Source organism: Bifidobacterium castoris (assembly GCF_003952025.1).
Classification (GTDB): domain Bacteria; phylum Actinomycetota; class Actinomycetes; order Actinomycetales; family Bifidobacteriaceae; genus Bifidobacterium; species Bifidobacterium castoris.
In genome coordinates this window covers 299,116-319,119 of record NZ_QXGI01000002.1, presented here as the reverse complement: position 1 = coordinate 319,119, position 20,004 = coordinate 299,116, and the positions used below count along the sequence as shown (strand labels likewise).

16 protein-coding genes and 1 tRNA gene are annotated in these 20,004 nt (G+C 66.7%); 8 read left to right on the top strand and 9 right to left on the bottom strand.

The genetic code is table 11. From position 1 onward, the window contains the following. Positions 1–366: 366 nt before the first annotated feature. The 4 genes from D2E22_RS03525 to ftsY form a co-directional block, all read right to left on the bottom strand. Positions 367–2,190, bottom strand: coding sequence for a [protein-PII] uridylyltransferase family protein (locus D2E22_RS03525; RefSeq protein ID WP_126031737.1), 1,824 nt, complete (start codon positions 2,188–2,190; stop codon positions 367–369). A 127-nt stretch (positions 2,191–2,317) separates the two neighbouring features. Beyond that, on the bottom strand, positions 2,318–2,656 hold the full coding sequence (locus tag D2E22_RS03520) for a P-II family nitrogen regulator (RefSeq protein ID WP_095614734.1): 339 nt from the start codon (positions 2,654–2,656) through the stop codon (positions 2,318–2,320). 3 nt (positions 2,657–2,659) lie between these two features. Beyond that, positions 2,660–3,952 carry an ammonium transporter gene (locus D2E22_RS03515; protein WP_126031736.1) on the bottom strand — a complete coding sequence of 431 codons (1,293 nt, stop codon included), beginning with the start codon at positions 3,950–3,952 and terminating at the stop codon, positions 2,660–2,662. A 231-nt stretch (positions 3,953–4,183) separates the two neighbouring features. Next, positions 4,184–5,599, bottom strand: a complete 1,416-nt coding sequence (gene ftsY, locus D2E22_RS03510; RefSeq protein ID WP_126031735.1) for a signal recognition particle-docking protein FtsY — start codon at positions 5,597–5,599, stop codon at positions 4,184–4,186. A gap of 80 nt (positions 5,600–5,679) precedes the next feature. On the opposite strand from ftsY, the gene D2E22_RS03505 reads away from it, so the two are divergent. Beyond that, a complete protein-coding gene (locus tag D2E22_RS03505; protein WP_164518409.1) occupies positions 5,680–6,405 on the top strand; it encodes a TetR/AcrR family transcriptional regulator in 726 nt (241 codons plus the stop codon). Here the strand turns inward: D2E22_RS03505 and D2E22_RS03500 are convergent. Next, on the bottom strand, positions 6,377–7,912 hold the full coding sequence (locus D2E22_RS03500) for a C69 family dipeptidase (protein ID WP_126031733.1): 1,536 nt from the start codon (positions 7,910–7,912) through the stop codon (positions 6,377–6,379). The two genes, D2E22_RS03505 and D2E22_RS03500, sit on opposite strands and share 29 nt — an antisense overlap. A gap of 78 nt (positions 7,913–7,990) precedes the next feature. Between D2E22_RS03500 and D2E22_RS03495 the strand changes: the two genes are divergently transcribed. Continuing rightward, positions 7,991–8,063, top strand: a tRNA-Lys gene (locus D2E22_RS03495). Between the two features lie 666 nt (positions 8,064–8,729). Next, the gene (locus D2E22_RS03490) at positions 8,730–9,332 is read left to right on the top strand and encodes a hypothetical protein (RefSeq protein ID WP_126031732.1); all 603 of its coding nucleotides are present in this window, start codon (positions 8,730–8,732) and stop codon (positions 9,330–9,332) included. A gap of 15 nt (positions 9,333–9,347) precedes the next feature. On the opposite strand, the gene D2E22_RS03485 is transcribed toward D2E22_RS03490, so the two are convergent. The 3 genes from D2E22_RS03485 to D2E22_RS03475 are packed head-to-tail and all read right to left on the bottom strand — an operon-like array spanning position 9,348 to position 12,176. Further along, positions 9,348–10,832 (bottom strand): ABC transporter ATP-binding protein, encoded by a 1,485-nt coding sequence (locus D2E22_RS03485; RefSeq protein WP_126031731.1) that lies wholly within the window; start codon positions 10,830–10,832, stop codon positions 9,348–9,350. A gap of 19 nt (positions 10,833–10,851) precedes the next feature. Then, positions 10,852–11,559 carry an energy-coupling factor transporter transmembrane component T family protein gene (locus D2E22_RS03480; RefSeq protein WP_241218158.1) on the bottom strand — a complete coding sequence of 236 codons (708 nt, stop codon included), beginning with the start codon at positions 11,557–11,559 and terminating at the stop codon, positions 10,852–10,854. Continuing rightward, the gene (locus D2E22_RS03475; RefSeq protein WP_126031730.1) at positions 11,556–12,176 is read right to left on the bottom strand and encodes an MptD family putative ECF transporter S component; all 621 of its coding nucleotides are present in this window, start codon (positions 12,174–12,176) and stop codon (positions 11,556–11,558) included. Before D2E22_RS03475 ends, D2E22_RS03480 begins: the two co-directional genes overlap by 4 nt. Positions 12,177–12,600: 424 nt before the next feature. On the opposite strand from D2E22_RS03475, the gene D2E22_RS03470 reads away from it, so the two are divergent. From D2E22_RS03470 to D2E22_RS03455, 4 genes are read left to right on the top strand one after another with little or no spacing between them, the layout of a single operon-like run. Further along, positions 12,601–15,363 carry a YhgE/Pip domain-containing protein gene (locus tag D2E22_RS03470; RefSeq protein WP_126031729.1) on the top strand — a complete coding sequence of 921 codons (2,763 nt, stop codon included), beginning with the start codon at positions 12,601–12,603 and terminating at the stop codon, positions 15,361–15,363. After that, positions 15,360–17,561, top strand: coding sequence for a YhgE/Pip domain-containing protein (locus D2E22_RS03465; protein ID WP_126031728.1), 2,202 nt, complete (start codon positions 15,360–15,362; stop codon positions 17,559–17,561). The genes D2E22_RS03470 and D2E22_RS03465 overlap by 4 nt, the downstream gene beginning before the upstream one ends. Before the next feature lie 49 nt (positions 17,562–17,610). After that, positions 17,611–18,216: a TetR/AcrR family transcriptional regulator gene (locus D2E22_RS03460; protein ID WP_241218157.1), complete on the top strand. Its 606-nt coding sequence runs from the start codon at positions 17,611–17,613 to the stop codon at positions 18,214–18,216. Beyond that, positions 18,195–18,461: a hypothetical protein gene (locus tag D2E22_RS03455; protein ID WP_126031726.1), complete on the top strand. Its 267-nt coding sequence runs from the start codon at positions 18,195–18,197 to the stop codon at positions 18,459–18,461. Before D2E22_RS03460 ends, D2E22_RS03455 begins: the two co-directional genes overlap by 22 nt. A gap of 47 nt (positions 18,462–18,508) precedes the next feature. Here D2E22_RS03455 and D2E22_RS03450 read toward each other — a convergent pair whose 3' ends face one another. Next, positions 18,509–18,970: a hypothetical protein gene (locus tag D2E22_RS03450; RefSeq protein WP_126031725.1), complete on the bottom strand. Its 462-nt coding sequence runs from the start codon at positions 18,968–18,970 to the stop codon at positions 18,509–18,511. Between the two features lie 112 nt (positions 18,971–19,082). Between D2E22_RS03450 and D2E22_RS03445 the strand changes: the two genes are divergently transcribed. Beyond that, positions 19,083–19,802: a phosphatase PAP2 family protein gene (locus D2E22_RS03445; RefSeq protein ID WP_126031724.1), complete on the top strand. Its 720-nt coding sequence runs from the start codon at positions 19,083–19,085 to the stop codon at positions 19,800–19,802. Positions 19,803–20,004: the final 202 nt, after the last annotated feature.

Below are 20,004 nucleotides of genomic sequence, written 5' to 3'. Positions count from 1 at the left end.
GTCGCCGCCAACTTCGGCGGCCGCCCCATCGATGCCGTCGGGTCCCGGAGCGGCGCCGCTCCCGTTTTGCCTGCGCCCATAATCGTCGCCGCCGACGTTCAGCGGGCAGTGGAACGACTCGCGAGGAACGACATTGTGGACAACTTCTTCACGGCGCACCCCCACTTATCCACATTTTGGGGATAACCATGTGGATTGCGGTGGATTATCGTTCCGATTATCCACATTCGGTGGATAAGTCTGTGGATAACTTGGGGATACGAGCGCGATCACCTTTTGATGCACGCTCTTTCGATTTGCAGACGCCAACGATCTGTGCTATGCATTGCCTTTTCCCCGCAGGCAGCCACGGACCGTCCAACCCGTTCAGCCGCGCCCGACGATCGCCGCATGCGCGTTCGCCGCCATCGCCGTGACGAGCTGCGCGCTCCATCGGCTCCATCCGACCTGCCCGGAGATCCGCTCGCCGGAGGTCGCCCCGAGTGACGACATGTCTGCCTTCGTCAGGTCGAACAGCATGTCGAGCAGCGTCGGATCGCCCTCCACGCGCGCCGCGAGCTCCTCGCCGGCCTTCGGATCATTGGGGTTGCGCGAGGTCGAGAACTCGGACAGACTCAGATGCTCACGCACGAGCAGCGTCGCCATATGCACGATCGGCCCGGCGAAGCCCATCCGTTCGAGCACGGCGCGCGCATGCCGCCCGCCTTCGCGGGCGTGATCGGCGACGCGCGGCCGCTTGCCGATGTCGTGCAGCAGCCCGGCGAGCAGCAGCGCCGCATAGTGGCCGTCGTCGTACGAGCCGCGTTCGAGCTGCGACGTCACGGCGATCATATGGCGGTCGATCGTGTACCGGTGCGCCGCCGACGCGCTCGGCCGGTTGCGGATCGCCGCCCATTCGGGCATCCAGCGGTTCGGGATGCCGACGAAGTCGATCTCCTCCCAGACGCCGAGCAGACGGTCGCCGCTCGCGAGCAGGCGGATGAAGTCGGCGCGCGAGCCGTCGTCCCAGTCGGTGTAGCGGATGGGCGACTTCGCGAGGTTCGCAAGCGTCGACGTGTTGATCGGCAGTCCCCGTTCGGCGGCGGCCGCGGCCACCCGCAGCGGCAGTCCGCCGTCCTTCGACGCGTCGACGCCGGGCGCGAGCACGACCTCCTGCTCGTGCAACGCGACGCCGGGCGCGAGCAGCTCGAACTTCGGCGCCTCGCGCTTGCCGCCGGCGCGCGGATGCATGATCTGGAAGAACGAGAACCGCGGCTGCTCATGGACGAGCGTATGCTCGGCGCGCGCGGCCGTCGCGTCGAGCGAGAACGCGATCGCACGGCCGAGCCGGGCGAGCAATGTGAGCAGGTCGTCGATCGAGTTCGCCGCGCGCTCGTCCTCGGGCAGCGTCGGGTCGGCGAGGCCGAGCATCGCCGCGACAGGCGCCTGATACGGCGCGAGCAGCAGATTCGTGTCCCTATGCGCGGCCAGATGGATGCAGTCGCGCACGTCGAGCAGCCGTTCGACGGCTGCGTCGTAGCGGCCGTGCGGACGGTCGGCGAGCCACGACGCGGACAGCGCGGCCGTGAGCACGACGTCGCGTAGGCCGCCGCGCGACTCCTTGACGTCGGGTTGGTTGACGTAGGGCATGCGGCCGAAACGCTCGAGGCGCGCCTTCGCCGAATCGAGCAGCTCCGGCAGCCGTTTGCGCGCGGCCTTGCGCCACCTTTCGAGGATCGAGACGGCGGTGCCGCCGATCAGCGCGGCGTCGCCGGCGACCGGCCGCACGTCGAGCCAGCCCATCGCCGCCGGCAGGTCGGCGTCGGTCACCGATTCGCATTGCGCGCGTGTGCGCACCGAGTGGTCGAGGTCGAGGCCGGCGTCCCACAGCGGATACCACAGCCTGTTCGCGAATTCGTTGAGCCGCGCGCCGGTGAGCGCCCGGCCGTCGTGGATGAGCACGAGGTCGAGGTCGGAGCACGGTCCGAGCTGGCCGCGCGCGAGCGAGCCGACCGCCGCGAGTCCGATGCCGTGGGACGGCACGTCGAAGGGCACCGCCGCGCACGCCTCGTCCCACAGCCGCGCGAGCGCGTCCATCGCGAGCGCCGTGCGCTCCACACGTTTGCCCGCGCCGCCGCGCAGCACGCCGTCCCCGTCGGGCGCGCTCAGCGCGAGCATCCGTTCCTTGAGACCGTCGACCGCCGTCGTCATCGTCGATTCCTCCTGGCTGCGTTGTGCAGTCGCCGTGGGACTGCGGATGTTGCGATACGGGGACGGCCTCCGCGCACGTCGTGCAGCGGAGGCCGTCCCTTGGGTGTCACATGGTTCGTCGTCGGGTTCAGATGGCCGCGGATCCCGTTTCGCCGGTGCGCACGCGGGCGACCATGTCAAGCGGGGCGACCCAGACCTTGCCGTCGCCGATCGTGCCGGATCCGGCGGATTTGATGATGACGTCGACGAGCGTTTCGGCGTCGGCGTCGTCGCACAGGACCTCGACGCGGATCTTCGGGATCAGGTCGACCGTGTATTCGGCGCCGCGGTAGATCTCTGTGTGTCCGCGCTGGCGGCCGTAGCCGTTCGCCTCGGAGACGGTGAGGCCGTGGACGCCGGCGGCCGCGAGGGCCTCCTTGACGTCGTCGAGCTTGAACGGCTGGATGATTGCGGTGATGAGCTTCATGACTCACATCTCCTTGATGACGGAGCTGGCGGTGCCAGCGAAATCGTATGCGCGTTCGCCCTGATCGGCCAGATCGATGCCGCCGATCTCCTGGGCCTGGGTCACGCGCCAGCCGACGGTCTTCTCTAGGCCGAAGGCGATGATCGTGGTGATGACGGCGGAGAAGGCCATCGCGACGAGGGCGATGACGATCTGCACGACGAGCTGACGCCAGTCGCCGCCGCAGAACAGGCCGGTGTCCTGCATGAAGAAGCCGAGCGCGACGGTGCCGATGAGGCCGCCGACGCCGTGGACGCCGACGACGTCGAGCGAATCGTCATAGCCGAGCTTGTACTTGAGCGAGCAGGCGAAGCAGGTCACGATGCCGGCGATCGCGCCGAGCACGATGGACCAGATCGGGGAGACGACGTCGGCGGCCGGCGTGATCGCGACGAGGCCGGCGACGATGCCCGAGGCGGCGCCGATCGCCGTATAGTGGCCGGTGCGGATCTTCTCGGTGAAGCCCCAGCCCAGCATCGCGGCGCCGGCGGCGAGCGACGTGGAGACCCAGGCGTAGCCGGCGGTGCCGTTCGCGGCGAAGGCGGAGCCGGCGTTGAAACCGAACCAGCCGAACCACAGCAGGAATGCGCCGAGCATGACGAAGGGGACGTTGTGCGGGCGCATCGGCTCGGTGCCGAAGCCCTTGCGCTTGCCGATGATCAGCACGATGATCAGCGCCGCGACGGCGGCGTTGATGTGGACGACGGTGCCGCCCGCGAAGTCGTGCGCGGCCGCGCCGATCGCCTGAGAGATCGGGCCGTCGGCGGACAGCAGGCCGCCGTTCCAGACCATGTGCGCCATCGGCGCGTAGTCGAAGGTGACCCACAGCGCGACGAAGATCATCCATGTGCTGTACTTGACGCGTTCGGCGATCGCGCCGCAGATGAGCGCGACGGTGATCATCGCGAAGGCGGCCTGGAAGCCGACGTCGACGGAAGCCGGATAGTTGTTCGAGTTCATGCTCGCCGACGTGAAGACGCCGTCCTGCGCGACCATCGTGTCACGCAGCAGGAAACCGGTCGCCGGATCGCCGAAGACGCCGCCGATCGAATGGCCGGCGTAGGCGATCGACCAGCCCCACAGGCCCCAGATGATGATCGTGACGGACAGCGCCGCCGCCTCCATCATCATCATGTTCAGTACGGCCTTGGCGCGGACCATGCCGCCGTAGAAGAATGCAACACCGGGTGTCATAAGGAACACCAAGCACGCGCTCGTCAATATCCACGCGGCATTACCGGAATCAAGCTGTCCCATACGGCCACCTCCCTCTCATGTGTATTGTCTTGCCTTGTCCGCCGATGCAACCGGCGGCCGACTCTCTTGCGTTGCAGCCCCTTGCGGAGCTCACACGCCATATGGAACGCCCCGCGGATGTTGAGCATGTTTCGCCGCGTTACGAAAGTGTAAAACGCCGTAGGACGGCGAAACGGGGCATGAACCGTACGGTTCATGCCCCGTTTCGCCGTCGTCGAACGCGTGCGCCGGCTATTCGCCGAGGATGCCGTCGACGAAGGATTCCGGGTCGAAGGGCGCGAGGTCGTCCGGCCCTTCGCCGACGCCGACGAGCTTGACCGGCACGCCGAGCTCCTTCTGCACCGAGATGACGATGCCGCCCTTCGCCGAGCCGTCGAGCTTCGTGAGCACGACGCCGGTGATGCCGATCGCCTCGGCGAACACCTTCGCCTGCGTCATGCCGTTCTGCCCGGTCGTCGCGTCGAGCACGAGCAGCACCTCGGCCACCGGCAGGTTCTTCTCTGTGACGCGGCGGATCTTGCCGAGCTCGTCCATCAGGTTCGCCTTGTTCTGCAGACGGCCGGCCGTGTCGATGATGAGCACGTCCATGCCGGTCTCCTTCGCCTTCGCCGAAGCCTCGAAGGCAACCGACGCCGGGTCCGCGCCGTCCTTGTCCGAACGCACGACCGGCACGCCGACCTTCGCACCCCAGGTCTCGAGCTGGTCCGCGGCGGCCGCGCGGAACGTGTCCGCGGCGCCGAGCATGACCTTCCTGTCCTCGGAGACGAACAGACGCGCGAGCTTGCCGGTCGTCGTCGTCTTGCCGGTGCCGTTGACGCCGACCATGATGATGACGCTCGGCGTGCTCGCGACGGGCTTCTCCGCCTCGAGGCGGCGGTCGACGTCGGTGCCGACAAGGTTGAGCAGTTCGGCGCGCAGCGCCTCACGCAGCTGCGTCGGGTCGGTCTCGCCGGTCACGCGCACGTCGCGGCGCAGCTGTTCGACGAGCTCCTCGCTCGCCTCGGCGCCGACGTCGGCGAGCAGCAGCGTGTCCTCGACGTCCTCCCAATCCGTCTCGGACAGATGGTCCTTCGCGAGGATGTTGAACAGCGCCTTGCCGAAGGGGTTGCTCGACTTGGAGAGCCGTTCGCGCAGCCGCTGCAGGCGTCCCTTCTTGCCGACCGGCTTCTCCGGCTGCTCCTCGGGGGGCGCCGGAACCTCCTCGACGATCGTCTCGTCGACGACGGCGGGTTCGGCCTCCTCTTCCTCGGCCGTCTCCTCTTCGGCTTCGATGGCCAGCTCCTCGGCGACCGTTTCCTCAGTGGCCGGCCCCGATTCAACCGTCTCCTCGACGGCCGTCTCGTGCAATCCCTCAACGGCCGACTTGGCGGATTCCCCAGCCGCCTCTTCAGTGGATTCCTCAGGCTCGGGGACCTTCTTCGGCTGCGGATGCTCGGGTTTCGCGGCCTGCTTGGCCGGCGCCTCGACGGCGGCCTTGCGCGCCCGCTCGCGTTCGGCGGCGAGGCGTGCGTCGGCCTTCGCCTTGGCTTCCTCCTGCGCCTTGTTGATTCTCTTCTTGCGTGACCGATCGGCCCAGATGCCGCCCACGATGAACAGCACGGCGATGACCACGACGGCGATGATGCCGTACACGGTGTTCGTATCCATAGCCTCAGCCTAAAAAACTCAACGGACACGGCCAATCAAGAGGACGTGAAAGAATACGCGGTATGGCAAACGCTTCCAGAATGTCGTCGTATCAGCGCCGCGAACAGCTCATCCGCATCGGCCGTTCGCTGTTCGCGTCCAAGGGTTTCGAAGCGGTCAGCGTCGAGGAGATCGCCGCGACCGCCAAGGTAAGCAAACCGATCGTCTATGAGCATTTCGGTGGCAAGGAGGGACTGTACGCCGTCGTCGTCGACCGCGAGATGCGCGCGCTCAACGACGCGCTGTTCCAGGCGCTGTCGGGCGAGAACGTCCATCCGCGCCAGATCGTCGAACGCACGACGCTCGCGCTGCTCACCTACATCGAGGAGAACGCGGAAGGCTTCCAGGTGCTTGTGCGCGATTCGCCGACGACCGATCCGACGAGTTCGTTCTCGTCGCTGCTCGGCGACGTCTCCACGCGCGTCGGCGAGATCCTCGAGGAATGGTTCAAGCGGCAAAAGCTGCCGGCGAAGCACGCGCCGTACTATGCGCAGATGCTCGTGGGCATGACCGTGTACACCGGCCAGTACTGGGCCGACCAGCGCAAGCTCAGCAAGGAGCAGCTCGCCGCGCTCATCGTGAACCTCGCGTGGAACGGCCTGTCACGCATGGAGGCGAAGCCGGCGCTGCGCTTCGAAGGCGAGAAGGCGCGCAAGGAACGCGAGCGCGCCGCGAAGGACGAACCGCAATCGGCGCCGACATCCGAGGAATCCGAGGACGACGGCGCCGACGGCGCGGTCACTGCATCCAGTGATCCGACATCCTGAACGCGTTGTGCATCAGGTTGCTTGACGTGTACAGCACCTGGTCGAGCAGCGTCTGCGTGCGTCCGCGCAGCCACGTCGCCATCGCCCCGTTCGCGTCGGCGAGCGCGAGCCGCACGGCCGCGCGTCGTCCGTCGGCGCCGTCGTCGGCGAGCGCGTCCGCGTCCTCGGCGAGCGAGGCGTCGGTGTGCTCGACGAGGTTGAGGCCGTAGGACAGCACGTCCTCGATGTACTGTTCGATCTCGCCGTTCGTGTCGTACCAGTGGGCGTCGGCGATGACGGCGATGAGGCGGTTCATCCAGTACAGCGAATCGGTCGACGCGTGCACCGGCTCGGTGTCGCGCAGGAACGGCGGCGTATCGAGCACGTTCGCGTAGAACGGCGCCGGCGCCGTGAACGTGCCGCAGCCGTAGGAGATCCACATGAGCGCGCGGTTCGCCTCGGGCACGTAGGGGCGGATCTGCATGCACACCATGTGGCCGGTGCGGTTGACGCCGATCGGGCGGTAGCGGTGGCGGCTTTCCGCCGTGCCGGTCGTGCCGTAAGGGTCGTAGGGTGTGCCGTCGAAATGAGAGCCCATCAGGAAGGCCACATCCTCGACGCTCACCTTGCGCTCCGGTTCGCGGCACCACGGCAGGTCCTGCGAGTCCGGCCGGTATTCGGCGTCCGGGCCGTCCCAATCATGCGACGGGTTGAGGCGGCGCTGCATGTACCACGCGCGCGGCGTGTTGTAGATCGCGTCCTTCGACGTGGCCGTGCCGAAGGCGCCTCGCGTGTCGAAATGCGCGGGGCTGTTGTTCTCGGACGCCATCGCGCGGTTGAGATGGTGGGCGTCGATGAACTCGCGCAGATCGGCGCTGCACATGTTGTTGCGCCGTTCGCTCAACGCGTCGTCGAAGTCGAGGGCGTCGATGCCGAGCTGGTTCGGTACCGCCGCGTAGCAGTCGTCGGGCACGCGGCGCGCGATCCAATGGTGGCCGCCGATCGTCTCGACGTACCAGATCTCGTCCACGTCGCTGATGATGATGCCGTTCGACTCGTAGGTGCCGTAGGCCTCGAGCAGCGCGCCGAGCCGTTCGACGCCCTCGCGCGCCGTCGTGACGTACGGCAATACAAGCGTGATGACGTCCTCCTCGCCGAATCCGCTGACCTGTTCGCCGACGCCGTCCTTGTCCGCCTTGACATAGGGGTCGGCGGCGAGGACGCGCGGGTTGACGCTGATCGTCTCCGTCGCGCTCATCGCCACGTTGTGCTCGTTGACGCCGGCCTCGGCGAGGATGCCGCGGTTGTCGCGCACGTTCGGCACGATGCTGTAGCGGCACGGGTCGTCGGGCAGCTCGATGCGGAAGGTCCCGGCCACGTTCGAGTACCGCCGCGGCTGGTCCTCGGGGGCCACGACGACGAAGCGCTTCGGATCGTAGGCGCCGCTGCCCGAGTCGTCGTTGCGCGCGATGATCGTGGAGCCGTCGATGCTGGCTGATTTTCCGACTAACAATGTGGTGCAAGACATGATGACCACGTTAGCGCGCCGGCGGACCAGCACAACGATTTGCGAAATCAATCCGGCAATGTATAATTGCACGTTGTTGCCCCTCTAGCTCAACGGTTAGAGCAGCGTCCTTTTAAGTCGTGGGTTCAGGGTTCGAATCCCTGGGGGGGCACCGGCGAAAGGCCCTGAACCCTTGAGATCCCAAGGGTTCAGGGCCTTTACGATATCCGGCGAGCGCCGTCCCCTGTCTCCGCCATCCCCACCGCCGCATAGCTCGCTGTTTTCCTCAAACTACCGAATCATGCGCCCAAACCGCGATCCGACCGGCGGCCCCATGATGCATAACCGCACAGCATCAACCATAGCCCCGGCCCAACAGCACACTCTTGCACAAGACCCGCACACCAACGCGCATCGTGCCCCATCCGGCGCCGGACACCCGGGCATATCTCGATAGTTCCCGGGAACCATCGAGATATGCGCACAGCAGATGGGCGCATGCGCACGCGCTATCCGAAGGCGGCGCGCGTTCGTCCACCGCGCACCGTCCAACAGTCGAATGGCTCGAGCGCGGCGGCAAGGCCCGCTTCGCCGCGCCGCGATCGATCGACCCGTGACGCCGACGCGATCGCACGGCTCTGGGCGCGCAGATCGCCGACCGAGGCGCATCCATAGGTGCCGCGATTGTGAAGAAACGGTGTTTTCAGAGGATTTTCAGCGATTGTGAAGCCGATTGCAACCGGATGCCAAGCCGGGTCCAATGACCGTCGACTGAAATGGTTCCATTAGCAGATTCACGCGTCGCGCAGGACGCGCATCGATCAAGCAGAGGAACATCATGACGAACCACGATCACGACATCCACGCCGCCGCGACGAACGCGGACGAGACGCCGACGGTAGCGCAGCAGCCGGTCGCCGGCTCTCCGCAGCAGCCCGATTCGACGAAAGCGTACGACTACGACTTCGCGCGCCGTCCGCACACTCCGATGTATACAGCGAACCCGATGCCGGCTCCGACCGGCGCGACCGCGCGCGTCCACGACAAGCTGAGCGGCAAGATGACGGCCTTCGTCGTCGGCATCAGCCTCGCGTGCGGCCTCGGCGCCGGCGTCGCCGGAAGCGCGATCGCGAATGCGCTCAACGACTCCGGACGCACGCGCCATACGGCGCCGTTCGCATACAGCACCGACGAGCAGCTCGAGCAGCTGATGCCCGAAGACGGCCGCGGCGACTTGAGCGACATGGACATGCAGGACTTCGGCGGCGGACGTCGCGGCGACCGCTGGCAGCGCGCCGAAGGAGACGCCCCCGACCGTTCCGGGGACGCGCAGCAGCCCGACGATTCGAAGGATCCGGAAGGCTCGGACGCATCCGGTGATTCCGGCGCCGAGAAGGAGAGCCAGTACTTCCTGCAGTACGGCGACCTGCTCGCCCTGTGAGTCGGACCGCGCCATTCATTCGAACATGACGAGCTCGTCGCACCATGTCGCGGCGAGCTCGTCGTCATGCGTGATGACGATGACGGCGACGCCGCGGTCGGCGAGCGCACGCAGCAGCGCGCCGACTCGCATCATGTGATGCAGGTCGAGACCGCTCGTCGGCTCGTCGAGCACGACGAAACGCTTGTCCGCCATCAGCGCGGTGCCGATCGCGAGCCGCTGCCGTTGGCCTCCGGACAGGTTCATCGGATGGCGGTCGGCGACGTCGAGCAATCCGAGCTCCCCGAGGATCATGTCGCATCGCATCCGCAGCCGCTGCGGATCGGCCTCGCCGGCGCCCGTCGCGTCGAGCATGAGCTCGCCGCGCACACTGTCCGCGAACAGCTGGTAGTGCACGTCCTGCATGACCATGGCCGCGGCGCGCGTGAGCGCCTTGCCGTTCGCCGCCTTCCCGTCGAGTTCGACGGCGCCGCCGAGCGGCCGCTGCAGCCCGCAGACCGTGCGCGCGAACGTGCTTTTGCCGGCGCCGTTGCGCCCCATGAGACCGACGATTCTGCCGGCGTGGAATTCGAGGTCCGGCACGTCGCGCGCGAAGTCCGGCGTCTTCGCGCCGAACAGCGACGGCCGCCGGTATCCGACGCGCAGGCCGCGCGTCCTGAGCACCGGCGCGCCGTCGCGGGGGCCGGCGGATCGCCGGCGGCTCTCGTCGATCTTCTCGCGCACCCGCGCGCGGGCGCCGCCCATGTCGAGCGCGCGCAGCCCCCACGAGCGCAACCGTTCGGCGGGGAGCTGCAGGAACGACTGCGCGTCGTAGTCGCCGACGACGGCGCCGCTCTCGAGCACGACGTAGCGGTCGGCGAGGTCGGCGCACCAGGCGAGCCGGTGTTCGGCCGCCACGATCGTCACGCCGTCCTTCTTGAGCCGCGCGAGCATGTCGTGCAATGCGCGCATCGCGTCGGCGTCGAGATTGCCCGTCGGCTCGTCGAGCACGAGCACGGCGGGGTCGAGCATCGTCGCGGCGGCCACGGCGAGCCGCTGCTGCTGCCCTCCGGACAGTTCGATGATGGATCGGTCGAGCAACGCCTCGATGCCGAAGCGCCGCGCCGCGCGCGCGATGCGTGCGCGGATCTCGCCGCTCGGCATGCCGGCGTTCTCGCAGGCGAATGCGAGTTCGTCGGTCGAGTTCCCCTGAAAGTACTGGGTTTTCGGATTCTGGAACACGCTGCCGACGACGCGCGCGTAGTCGCCGACGGACGCCTGCCCGGCGGCGAGGCCGGCTGTGCGCGCCTCGCCGGCGAGCGTGCCGGCGACGTGTCCCGGCGCCAGTCCGTTGAGCAGCCGCGTCAGCGTCGTCTTGCCGCAGCCGCTGCGGCCGGCGAGTACGACGAACTCGCCGCGCGCCGCCTGCAGCCCCACGTCGCGCACGGCGGCCGCATCGGCGAGCGCGTAGGTGAAGGTGCACGCGCGCAGCATGCACATCGCCGTATCCTGACCGTTCATGGCCTCCCCCGCCCTTTCGTCATCCGAGCATGGCGCCGGCGACCGGCAGCGCGACGACCGCGGCGAGCACGGCCCAATCGGCGGCTCGCATGCGAGGCTCGTTCAGGCTCGTCGGCCGCGCATGCGAGCCGAGCCCTTTCGTCAGCCCCGCGACCGTCAGATCGTCGGCGACGCGCGTCGCGTTCATCAGCAGCGGCACGATGACGTATTCGAACGACCGCAGCGGATGGCGCAGCATCGAGTGGCCGCGCAGCCGCATGCTGCGCCGGATCATGCGGCAGTCGTGCCGGATCGTCGGAAAGAACCGCATCGCGACGACGACCGGGATGACGATGGCGTCCGGCATATGCAGCCGCCGCATCGTGCATACGAGATCGCCGATGCGCGTCGTGCCGAACGCGGACGCCCCCGCCGCCAGGCACGGCATCATCATCGCGATGCCGCTCGCCGTGAACCCCACGACGTGCAGCCACGGCATCCGCGTCACACCGGCCGCGGCGACCGCCTGCACCGCGCACAGCAGCGCATAGCATGCGAGCATCCGCGCGCCGGCCCGCGCCTTGCCGGCCATGAACAGCGGCATCGTGAACACCATGACGGCGACCGCCTGCACGACGGGGCCGACGTGCATGACCATGAGCGCATTGGCGGCGACGACCATCGAGAGCTTGACGCGCGGGTCGAGCGCCACGCCCCCGGCCGCCGGCCGTTCGGCGGCCTGCGTCACGCGAGCACCCCAGCCTTCGCGAAGTGCCGCGTCATCATCCGCAGCCCGAAGGCGCCGCCGGCGAGCGCGCAGACGACGAGCGCGGCCATCGCCGCGCCGAAGGTCGCACCGTTGACATGGCTGAGGACGAGGTCGATGTACGCGGCGTCCTTGCCTTTGCGCTCGAGGCTCGCCACATAGGCGTCCTTCATCATCCACATCGGCAGGATCGGGCCGACGCAGCCGAAGGAGAACACGACATAGCCGGCGAGCAGCGCCGCCTTGTTGCGGTAGGCGCCGGCCTTCGCGATGAGGTCGGCGAGCAGCGGGAACACGATGCCGGTGGCGAGCGAGGTCACGAAGTGCCCGGAGACGACGAGGAACAGCCCGAGGACGGCGCCCATGACGGTGATCGCGCCGAATTTGCGCACACGGGCGGCAAGCAGCATGTAGACGGGTCCGGCGAGCAGCGCGACGATCGCGGGCAGGAAGATGTTGCCGGCGACGGTGAGCACGATGTTGCAGAACAACGCGCACAGCGCCACGAGCACGAAATACACGGCGGTGAACACGCCGGTCGTGATGAGGTCGGGCACCGCAAGCCTGCGGCTCGCCGCCGCCGTCATCTGCTGGGTCATACTGGTCTCCTGTCCTTGATCCATCGATACATCCCAAGTTCGATCCCGCTTCGCCGGACCACGCGCGGACCACGCCCGGCGCGCATCGCGGGGCGCCTGCCCCACAATATGGGCAAAGCGCCGCGCGCACAATACCCGCGGACGAACTTCCCCGAAAAAGTTCACAATTCGGACCGCCCGTGGACACCCACCGACCCGTACGCCGTTCATCTTGGGCAAAAGCGCCATCGCATGCCGCCGCACAATGGGAGCGGCCCCGCACATGGCTTCGAGGACGCCGACGACCATGCGAAACGCCGTATCCGCTACTGACCGCGTAGCGCTACGTACACCGTATCGTTTATCGTGGCCGTATCGCATGGGCGGCCGGGAGGCGGCCGCCGACCGCACATCCGCCACACGACGAGAGGAGCACGAGCCGCGCATGCGCAACATATGGTTCATTCTCGGAAGGGACCTCAAGCGTCTCCTGCGCGTCCCCACCGCCTGGGTCATCCTCTTCGGGCTGACCTTCATACCGCCGCTGTACGCATGGTTCAACATCGCCGGCTTCTGGAACCCCTACGGCAACACGAGCGGCATCCGCGTCGCCGTCGCCAACGAGGACAAGGGCGCCGACAGCGACCTGATGGGCAAGCTCGAACTCGGCGACCAGATCGAGGACACGCTCAAGAAGAACCACCAGCTCGGATGGGATTTCATGAGCCGCGCCGAGGCGATGGAATGCGTCGAATCCGCTCGATGCTACGCGGCGATCGTCATCCCGTCCGATTTCAGCGACCGGATCGCCAACGTGCTCACTGACGCCACCAACCGCCCGCAGATCGACTACTACGTCAACGAGAAGGCGAACCCGGTCGCGCCGAAGATCACCGGCGTCGGCGCCACGACCGTCGACCGCCAGATCAACGGCACCTTCGTCTCCACAGTCAGCGGCGTCATCGGCGACATCGTCAACAAGACGAACACGAAGATCAAGGACGACTCCACCACGACGGTCGCGAAGACGACCGCGCAGCTGAACAAGACGAAATCCAAGCTCGAGGACGCGCGCACGACGATCGCGCAGCTGCGCGAGACGCTCGGCACGACGAAATCGAAGACAGCGGCGGCACGCGAGGCTCTCGACGACGTCACGGCGGCGTCGACGAACGCGAGCGACGGCCTGACGACGGCGAACGACCTGCTGACGAAATCGCAGGGCTCGATCAACACCTTCGCCGGGAACGCGTCGAACCAGTTGGACAAGGGCGGCAACCTGATGCTGCAGGCGACCGGCCGCGCGTCGAGCGACGCGACGCGCATCGCCAACGGCGTCCTCACGGCGAGCGGCGCGACCGGAGCCGCCCTCAACAACATGACGTCGGTAAACGAGGACACGGCGAAGATCCTCGACGACCTGAAGAACCTGCCCGACAACCCGCTGTCCGAACAGATCAACGAAATCGTGACGCTGCTCGAGCAGGAGAACCGCAAATCCGCGCAGACGCTCGCGTCGCTCACCGAGCTGAACCAGTCGACGCAGCAGGCCGCGACGAACTCGCTGTCCACGATCAACCAGTTCTCGACGACGTCGACATCGACGATCGACTCGCTCGCCGGCGCACGCTCGACGATCAACTCATCGGCGCTACCGCAGCTCAACGCCGGCCTGAGCTCGCTCGCCGGCACAAGCGGCGCGCTCGCCGGATCGCTCAACGGCCAGGCGTCGCTGTCCGCGCAGGCGAAGCTCGTGCTCGACCAGATCGACTCGATCAGCGAGGACGCCGACTCGTCGCTCGCGAGCACGGACGGGCTGCTCAAGACCTTCATCGACCGCCTCGACACGACGTCGACCGATCTGGGAGCGCTCGCGAACACCGATCTGCTCGCACAGCTCACCGGCGCCGACGGCGACGTCGACGTCTCGCGCATCGCGAACTTCATGCTGTCGCCGACCGTGCTCAAGACGCACACGCTCTACCCGGTCGACACCTACGGCTCGGCGATGGCGCCGCTGTTCACCAGCCTGGCGCTATGGGTCGGCGCGTTCATGCTGATGGTGCTCATCCGCCTCGAGGTCGATCACGAAGGGCTCGAGGACCGCGATCCGAAGATGTGGCAGACCTATCTCGCGCGCTTCCTGCTGCTCGCGCTCATCGCCAGCCTGCAGGGCGTCGTCGTCGCGATCGGCGACATCGTCATCGGCGTGCAGATGAAGAGCGCCGCGCTGTTCGTCTTCACCGCATGGTTCACGTCGATCGTCTACGTCTCGATCGCCTACGCGCTGTCCGCGACCTTCATGCATGTCGGCAAGGCGCTCGTCGTCGCGCTCATCATGGTGCAGATCCCCGGCGCCTCCGGCCTGTACCCGATCGAGATGATGCCGGCCTTCTACCGCGCGCTGTACCCGCTGTTCCCCTTCACCTATTCGATCGGCGCGTTCCGCGAGACGATCGGCGGCTTCTACGACGGCCACTGGGCGAAGGACATGCTGATGCTCCTGCTGTTCATGGCGCTCGCCTTCGCGATCGGGCTGGGGCTGCGCCCGCTCATGTCGAACTTCAACCATCTGTTCTCCCGCGAACTCAACGAAGCGGACATGGTCAACAGCGAACGCGTCTACACGCCGACGCACAAGTTCAGCCTGCGCCAGGCGGTTGCCATCCTCGCGAACCAGGAGGACTACCGCAAGCGGGTGGAGGCCCGCGCCACGAAGTTCGCACGCCTCTACCCGAAGCTGATGCGCGGCGCGCTCATCGCCGGATTCGTCGTGCCGATCGCGCTGTTCGTCACGTTCTCGTTCACGAACGGCACGAAGCTCGTGGCGCTCGCGACGTGGATCGTCTGGATCCTGTGCATCATCACCTTCCTGATGGTCGTCGAATCGATCCGCAACAGCCTGCGCCGCGAAGCCGAACTCGGCACGCTCGACAAGGACGCGCTGCGCGACCTCGTGCTCAGCCGCGGCATCATCACGATGCCGTCGGCGCCGAAGTTCGCGAAGACCTACGCGAAGGCCGCGAAGACGATCGCCGACTCCGATGATGATGACGACGATGACGAGGAAGAGGAGGAAGAGGCCGACATGGGCGACCTCGAAGACACGCTCGACCTCGATCTGCACGAGCTGCGCGAGCGGCTGACGAAGGGCGTGCACGGCCTGCGCCAGCGCCATGGGCAGCATGATGGGAGGCATTCGGCATGAAGATGGTAGGCAGGATCTTCGTCGATGACGTGAAACGGCTGACAAGCAACATCGCGTCGATCATCATCGTCATCGGACTGACGGTCATCCCCGGCCTGTTCACATGGTTCAACGTGGCCGCCTGCTGGGACCCCTTCGCGAACACGAAGAACCTGCAGTTCGCGATCGCGAACGAGGACGAGGGATACAAGGGCGACCTGCTGCCGATGCGCATCAACATCGGCGACGAGGTCGTCAACACGCTGCGCGCGAACACGCAGCTCGACTGGAACTTCACGAAGACGAAGCAGGAGGCGATCGACGGCACGAAGTCCGGCGAATACTACGCCGCCGTCATCATCCCGAAGGACTTCAGCAAGACGATGCTGACGTTCTTCTCGACCGACGCGGACCACGCGGTGCTCGACTACTACGACAACGAGAAGCTCAACGCGCTCGCGCCGAAGGTCACCGGGCAGGGCGCCGACACGATCGCGGCGTCGATCAACGAGATGTTCGCGAAGACGATCACCGACACTGCGCTCAACGTCGCCTCGTCGATGGTCGACATGCTTGACAAACCGGAGGCGAAGGACCGGCTGAGCAATTTCAACGCGACGGTCGACGACCTGTCCACGACGCTCGCCGACAGCGCGACGACGCTGCGCTCGTACAGCCAGCTCACGGGTTCCGCGCAGACATTGATGGCGAGTTCGAAGGACCTCGTCGCGCAGACGAAGTCTGGCGTCGAGGACGCCGTCGGAGAGCTGTCCGACGCGAAGCAGTCGGTCGCCGACCTCTCCGGCGCGCTCGGCACGTCGACGGACGCGCTGCAGCAGGCGCTCAATGCGAGCTCGACGAGCATGGAATCGCTCGCCGGCAGCGTCGACACATTGTTCGACAGCGTCGATGGCCAGGCGAACGCGGCGGCCGCCTCCATCACAAACATCTCGGGGAACGTCGCCGGCGAGGCGAAGGACTATGCGACGACGCGCGACCGGCTGCAGGATCTGCTCGACAAGTCGTCGCTGCCGCAGGACGGCGCCGTGCGCGCACGCATCCAGTCGCTCATCGACCGTCTCGACGCCGCATCCACGACGCTTTCGCAGCTGTCCTCGCGGCTCGACGCGGCGGCAGCCGACATCAGCGACCATGTGAAGGTCAACGGCGAGACGCGGCAGTCGATCAAGGATCTGGCGGCGCAGGCGAAGTCGGCGGTCGGCGGCATCTCCACCGATTTCGACGCGTCGATCAAGCCGGACCTCGAGCGGATGAACACATCGTTCACGAACGCCTCGGAGCAGCTGGCGACAAGCGTGACGACGCTCAAGGACGCGCTCGGCGACCTCGACGGCTCGACGGCGACGGCCGACGAGCAGATCGCCAAAGTGCGCGGGCTGCTCGACGACGCCGCCGACGAGCTCGACGCGGCGGCCACGAAGCTCGCCGACTTCAGCGGGCAGCTGACGAAGGCGCTCGACACCGGGGACATGGGCGCCGTCAAACAGGTGCTCTCCGGCAATTCGTCGACGCTCGCAAGCACATTGTCGGCGCCGGTCGAGCTCAAGACGAAGGCGCTGTTCCCGGTGGAGAACTTCGGCACGTCGTTGACGCCGTTCTACACCTTCCTGCCGCTGTGGGTGGGCGCGATCCTGACGGCGGTGACGCTCAAGGTGAACCTGTCGAGGAAACGGCAGCTCGAACTGGGCGATCCGAAGCCGTGGCAGCAGTTCCTCGGCCATTACCTCGTGTTCGGCGTCATCGTGCTGATGCAGGCGACGTTCTCGCTCGCCGGCACGCTGCTGTTCCTGCGCGTGCAGGCCGTGCACCCGTGGCTGTTCATGCTCGACGGCTGGTTCAGCGCGATCGTCTATTCGTTCTTCACGTACACGCTCATCGCGAGCTTCGGCAACGTCGGCAAGGCGATCGCCGTGCTGTTCCTCGTCATGCAGATCTCCGGCTCGGGCGCCGCCTATCCGCTCGCGATCCTGCCGCACTTCCTCAGCGACGTCAGCCCGTGGCTGCCGGTCACCTATTCGACGGCCGCGCTGCGCAGCGCAATCGCCGGCATCTATCAGAACGATTATTGGATCGCGATGGGCAAGCTCGCGCTCTTCCTCGTACCGCTGCTCATCATCGGCTTCGGGCTGCGTCGCGGGCTCATCCGCTTCAACCTGTGGTATGAGCGCAAGGTCGAAAGCACGAAGCTCATCAGCTGACGGCGGCATCCGCATCCGTTTTCGTCACCGAGCATCCGAGGGGAAGTCCATGAACTCAACAGCACAGCCGACCGACCAGGCACGGCATACCGAACGGCATGAGCAGCGCCGCGAGCGCACCGACGGCAAGATCATGCGCGCGGCGCTGGAGATCCTCATCGCGCAGGGCATCGGCGCGGTCACAATCGAGGCGGTCGCGCGCAAGTCCGGCGTCGCGAAGACGACGATCTACCGGCGCTTCGCGAACAGCGACGACCTCATCCAACAACTGACGCATACGCTCGTGCTGCCGATCGACCTCGACGGCATCGAGCCGGGCCGCGACGGCCTCACGGCGGCGCTGCGGCGCATCGTCGACCGCTTCGACGAGAAGATCGGCCTGACGGCCGTCGGCATCGTATTGTCGTCGAGCAACGACCGGCTACGCGAGGTCGCCGACAACGTCATCCGTCCGGTCTGCGAACGTTTCACCGAGTTCCTCGCGCGCGGCGCCGAACGCGGCGTCTACCGCCAAGGACTGGACGCGCCGTTCCTGTTCCGCACGGCGCTCGGCTCGATGCTCGCATGCAAGGCGCTCGGCGCGCCCGGCAACGGCTCACACGACGCCTGGGCCTCGCATATGGCCGCGCTGCTGTGGCCGTCGATCCGCGCCTGACGGCAGGCGATCACCGATTTTCAGCAACTTCACAGCATGTTCCAGCGTTGCTTCAAGATACCGGTGGTTATATTGAAGTCATCAACCGCAAGGTTGACATAATCGAAAACCCTTCTTTCTTCTCTTTCCTCTCTCTCGGAGGCCCGGCTTCTTCCCTTCGGCCGGGCCTCTTTCTTTATACGGCAGAACGGTTTTGCAGCGCGCACGCCCCCTATCAACACGACACCTACACCATGTTGATGTAATGAAAACTTAATGAAAACGCAGATGCGGACAGACGCTGCCGCGCCGCCTATCGGCGCCGGCGCCGGCCGAAGCGCTGCGCGAGCCAGTAGCCGCCCAATGCGCCGCCGACGAACAGCAGCACCGGCGCCATAGACGCGAGCGTCGCGAGCGCGCCGCCCGCCTCACCCGTGATCCCCCCGGTCGCATTGCCGATGATGCCGCCGATCGTCCCGTCGTTGACGATGTTGTGGAAGTATCCGTACAGCATCGGCGCCGTCGTCCCCGCGGCCATCGCGAGCACATACCACCACATCGCGCGCCGCGAGCGCTGCCGGTACAGCAACGCGCCGCCCGCCGCCGGCGAGAGGATGAAGGATCCCACGCCGCTGAGCGGCGTGTACAGCGCGTCCGCGTCGGGCATCAGCGGCACACGCCCGACGAGCGCCATCGCCGCCGCGAACAAGGCCGCCGACGTGACCGCCGTTCGATGCCGTCGGTAGAATCTTCTCACGCTGCGCCACGCACTCACGCCCGTTCCTCGCTTTCACTCATCCGAACATCTGTTCGACGTCCTCCTCATTATGCCCACCGCGCCATCGGAGCGCAAATCCCCGTCCGCGCCTTCGCCGTATCCTTGTGGCATGCAAATCTGCGATCCCGCAATCCATGAGTCCCGAGAGACCCAAACGGACCAAGCGTCCTTCCTGCGCCGCCGCGGCTGGCAGATCGTCGGCGTCCTCGCCGTCTGCGGCGCGACGGCCTTGGGCGTCGCCGTGCTGCTAGCGCACGGCGGGCCGCTGCCGATGGACACGGCGGTCTATGCGTGGCTGTCCGCGCATGTCATCTCGCCGTCATTGACGCCCGCCGTCGTCGCGTTCACGCATATGTCCGGCGCCGCGACGCTCATCGGGCTCACCGTCGTCATCCTCGGCGCCGCATGCGCGCTGCGACGTTGGCGCATCGGCGTCGCGGCGGCCGTCAACCTCGCCGTCGAGGCGACGCTCAACGAGATCCTCAAACGCATCGTCGCACGCCCGCGGCCGCCGATCGAGCACCGTCTGATCGCCGAACAGGGCTTCAGCTTCCCCTCCGGCCATGCGATGGCGTCGACGGCGTTCTACGGTTTCCTCATCTACCTCGTCTACCGCTATTGGCGGCGCGCGATCAAATGGGTCGCGATCGTGCTGCTCGCGCTCATCCCGCCGATCGTCATGGCCACGCGCGTCTATCTGGGCGTCCACTACGCGAGCGACGTGCTCGCCGGCTGCCTGTACTCGATCGCCTATCTGACGCTGCTGTCGATCCCGATCATGAGACTCACGTTGCTGCCCGCGTCCTCCGACTCCCCCGAGCGTGCATGACTTGCATCGGCCGTACATGCAGAGCGCGCGAATCGGCGCAACCGACTGCCGCCGCGCCGCGCATATGGCCATCGACGCCGCATGATCCATCATCGAGCATGACGCAGCCCATCGCATAACTCGATAGTTCGCGGCGACTGTCGGGTTATGCGTCGGCGCCCTTAGCCATACGCTCCCGCCATGTGCGATTGCGATCGATGAT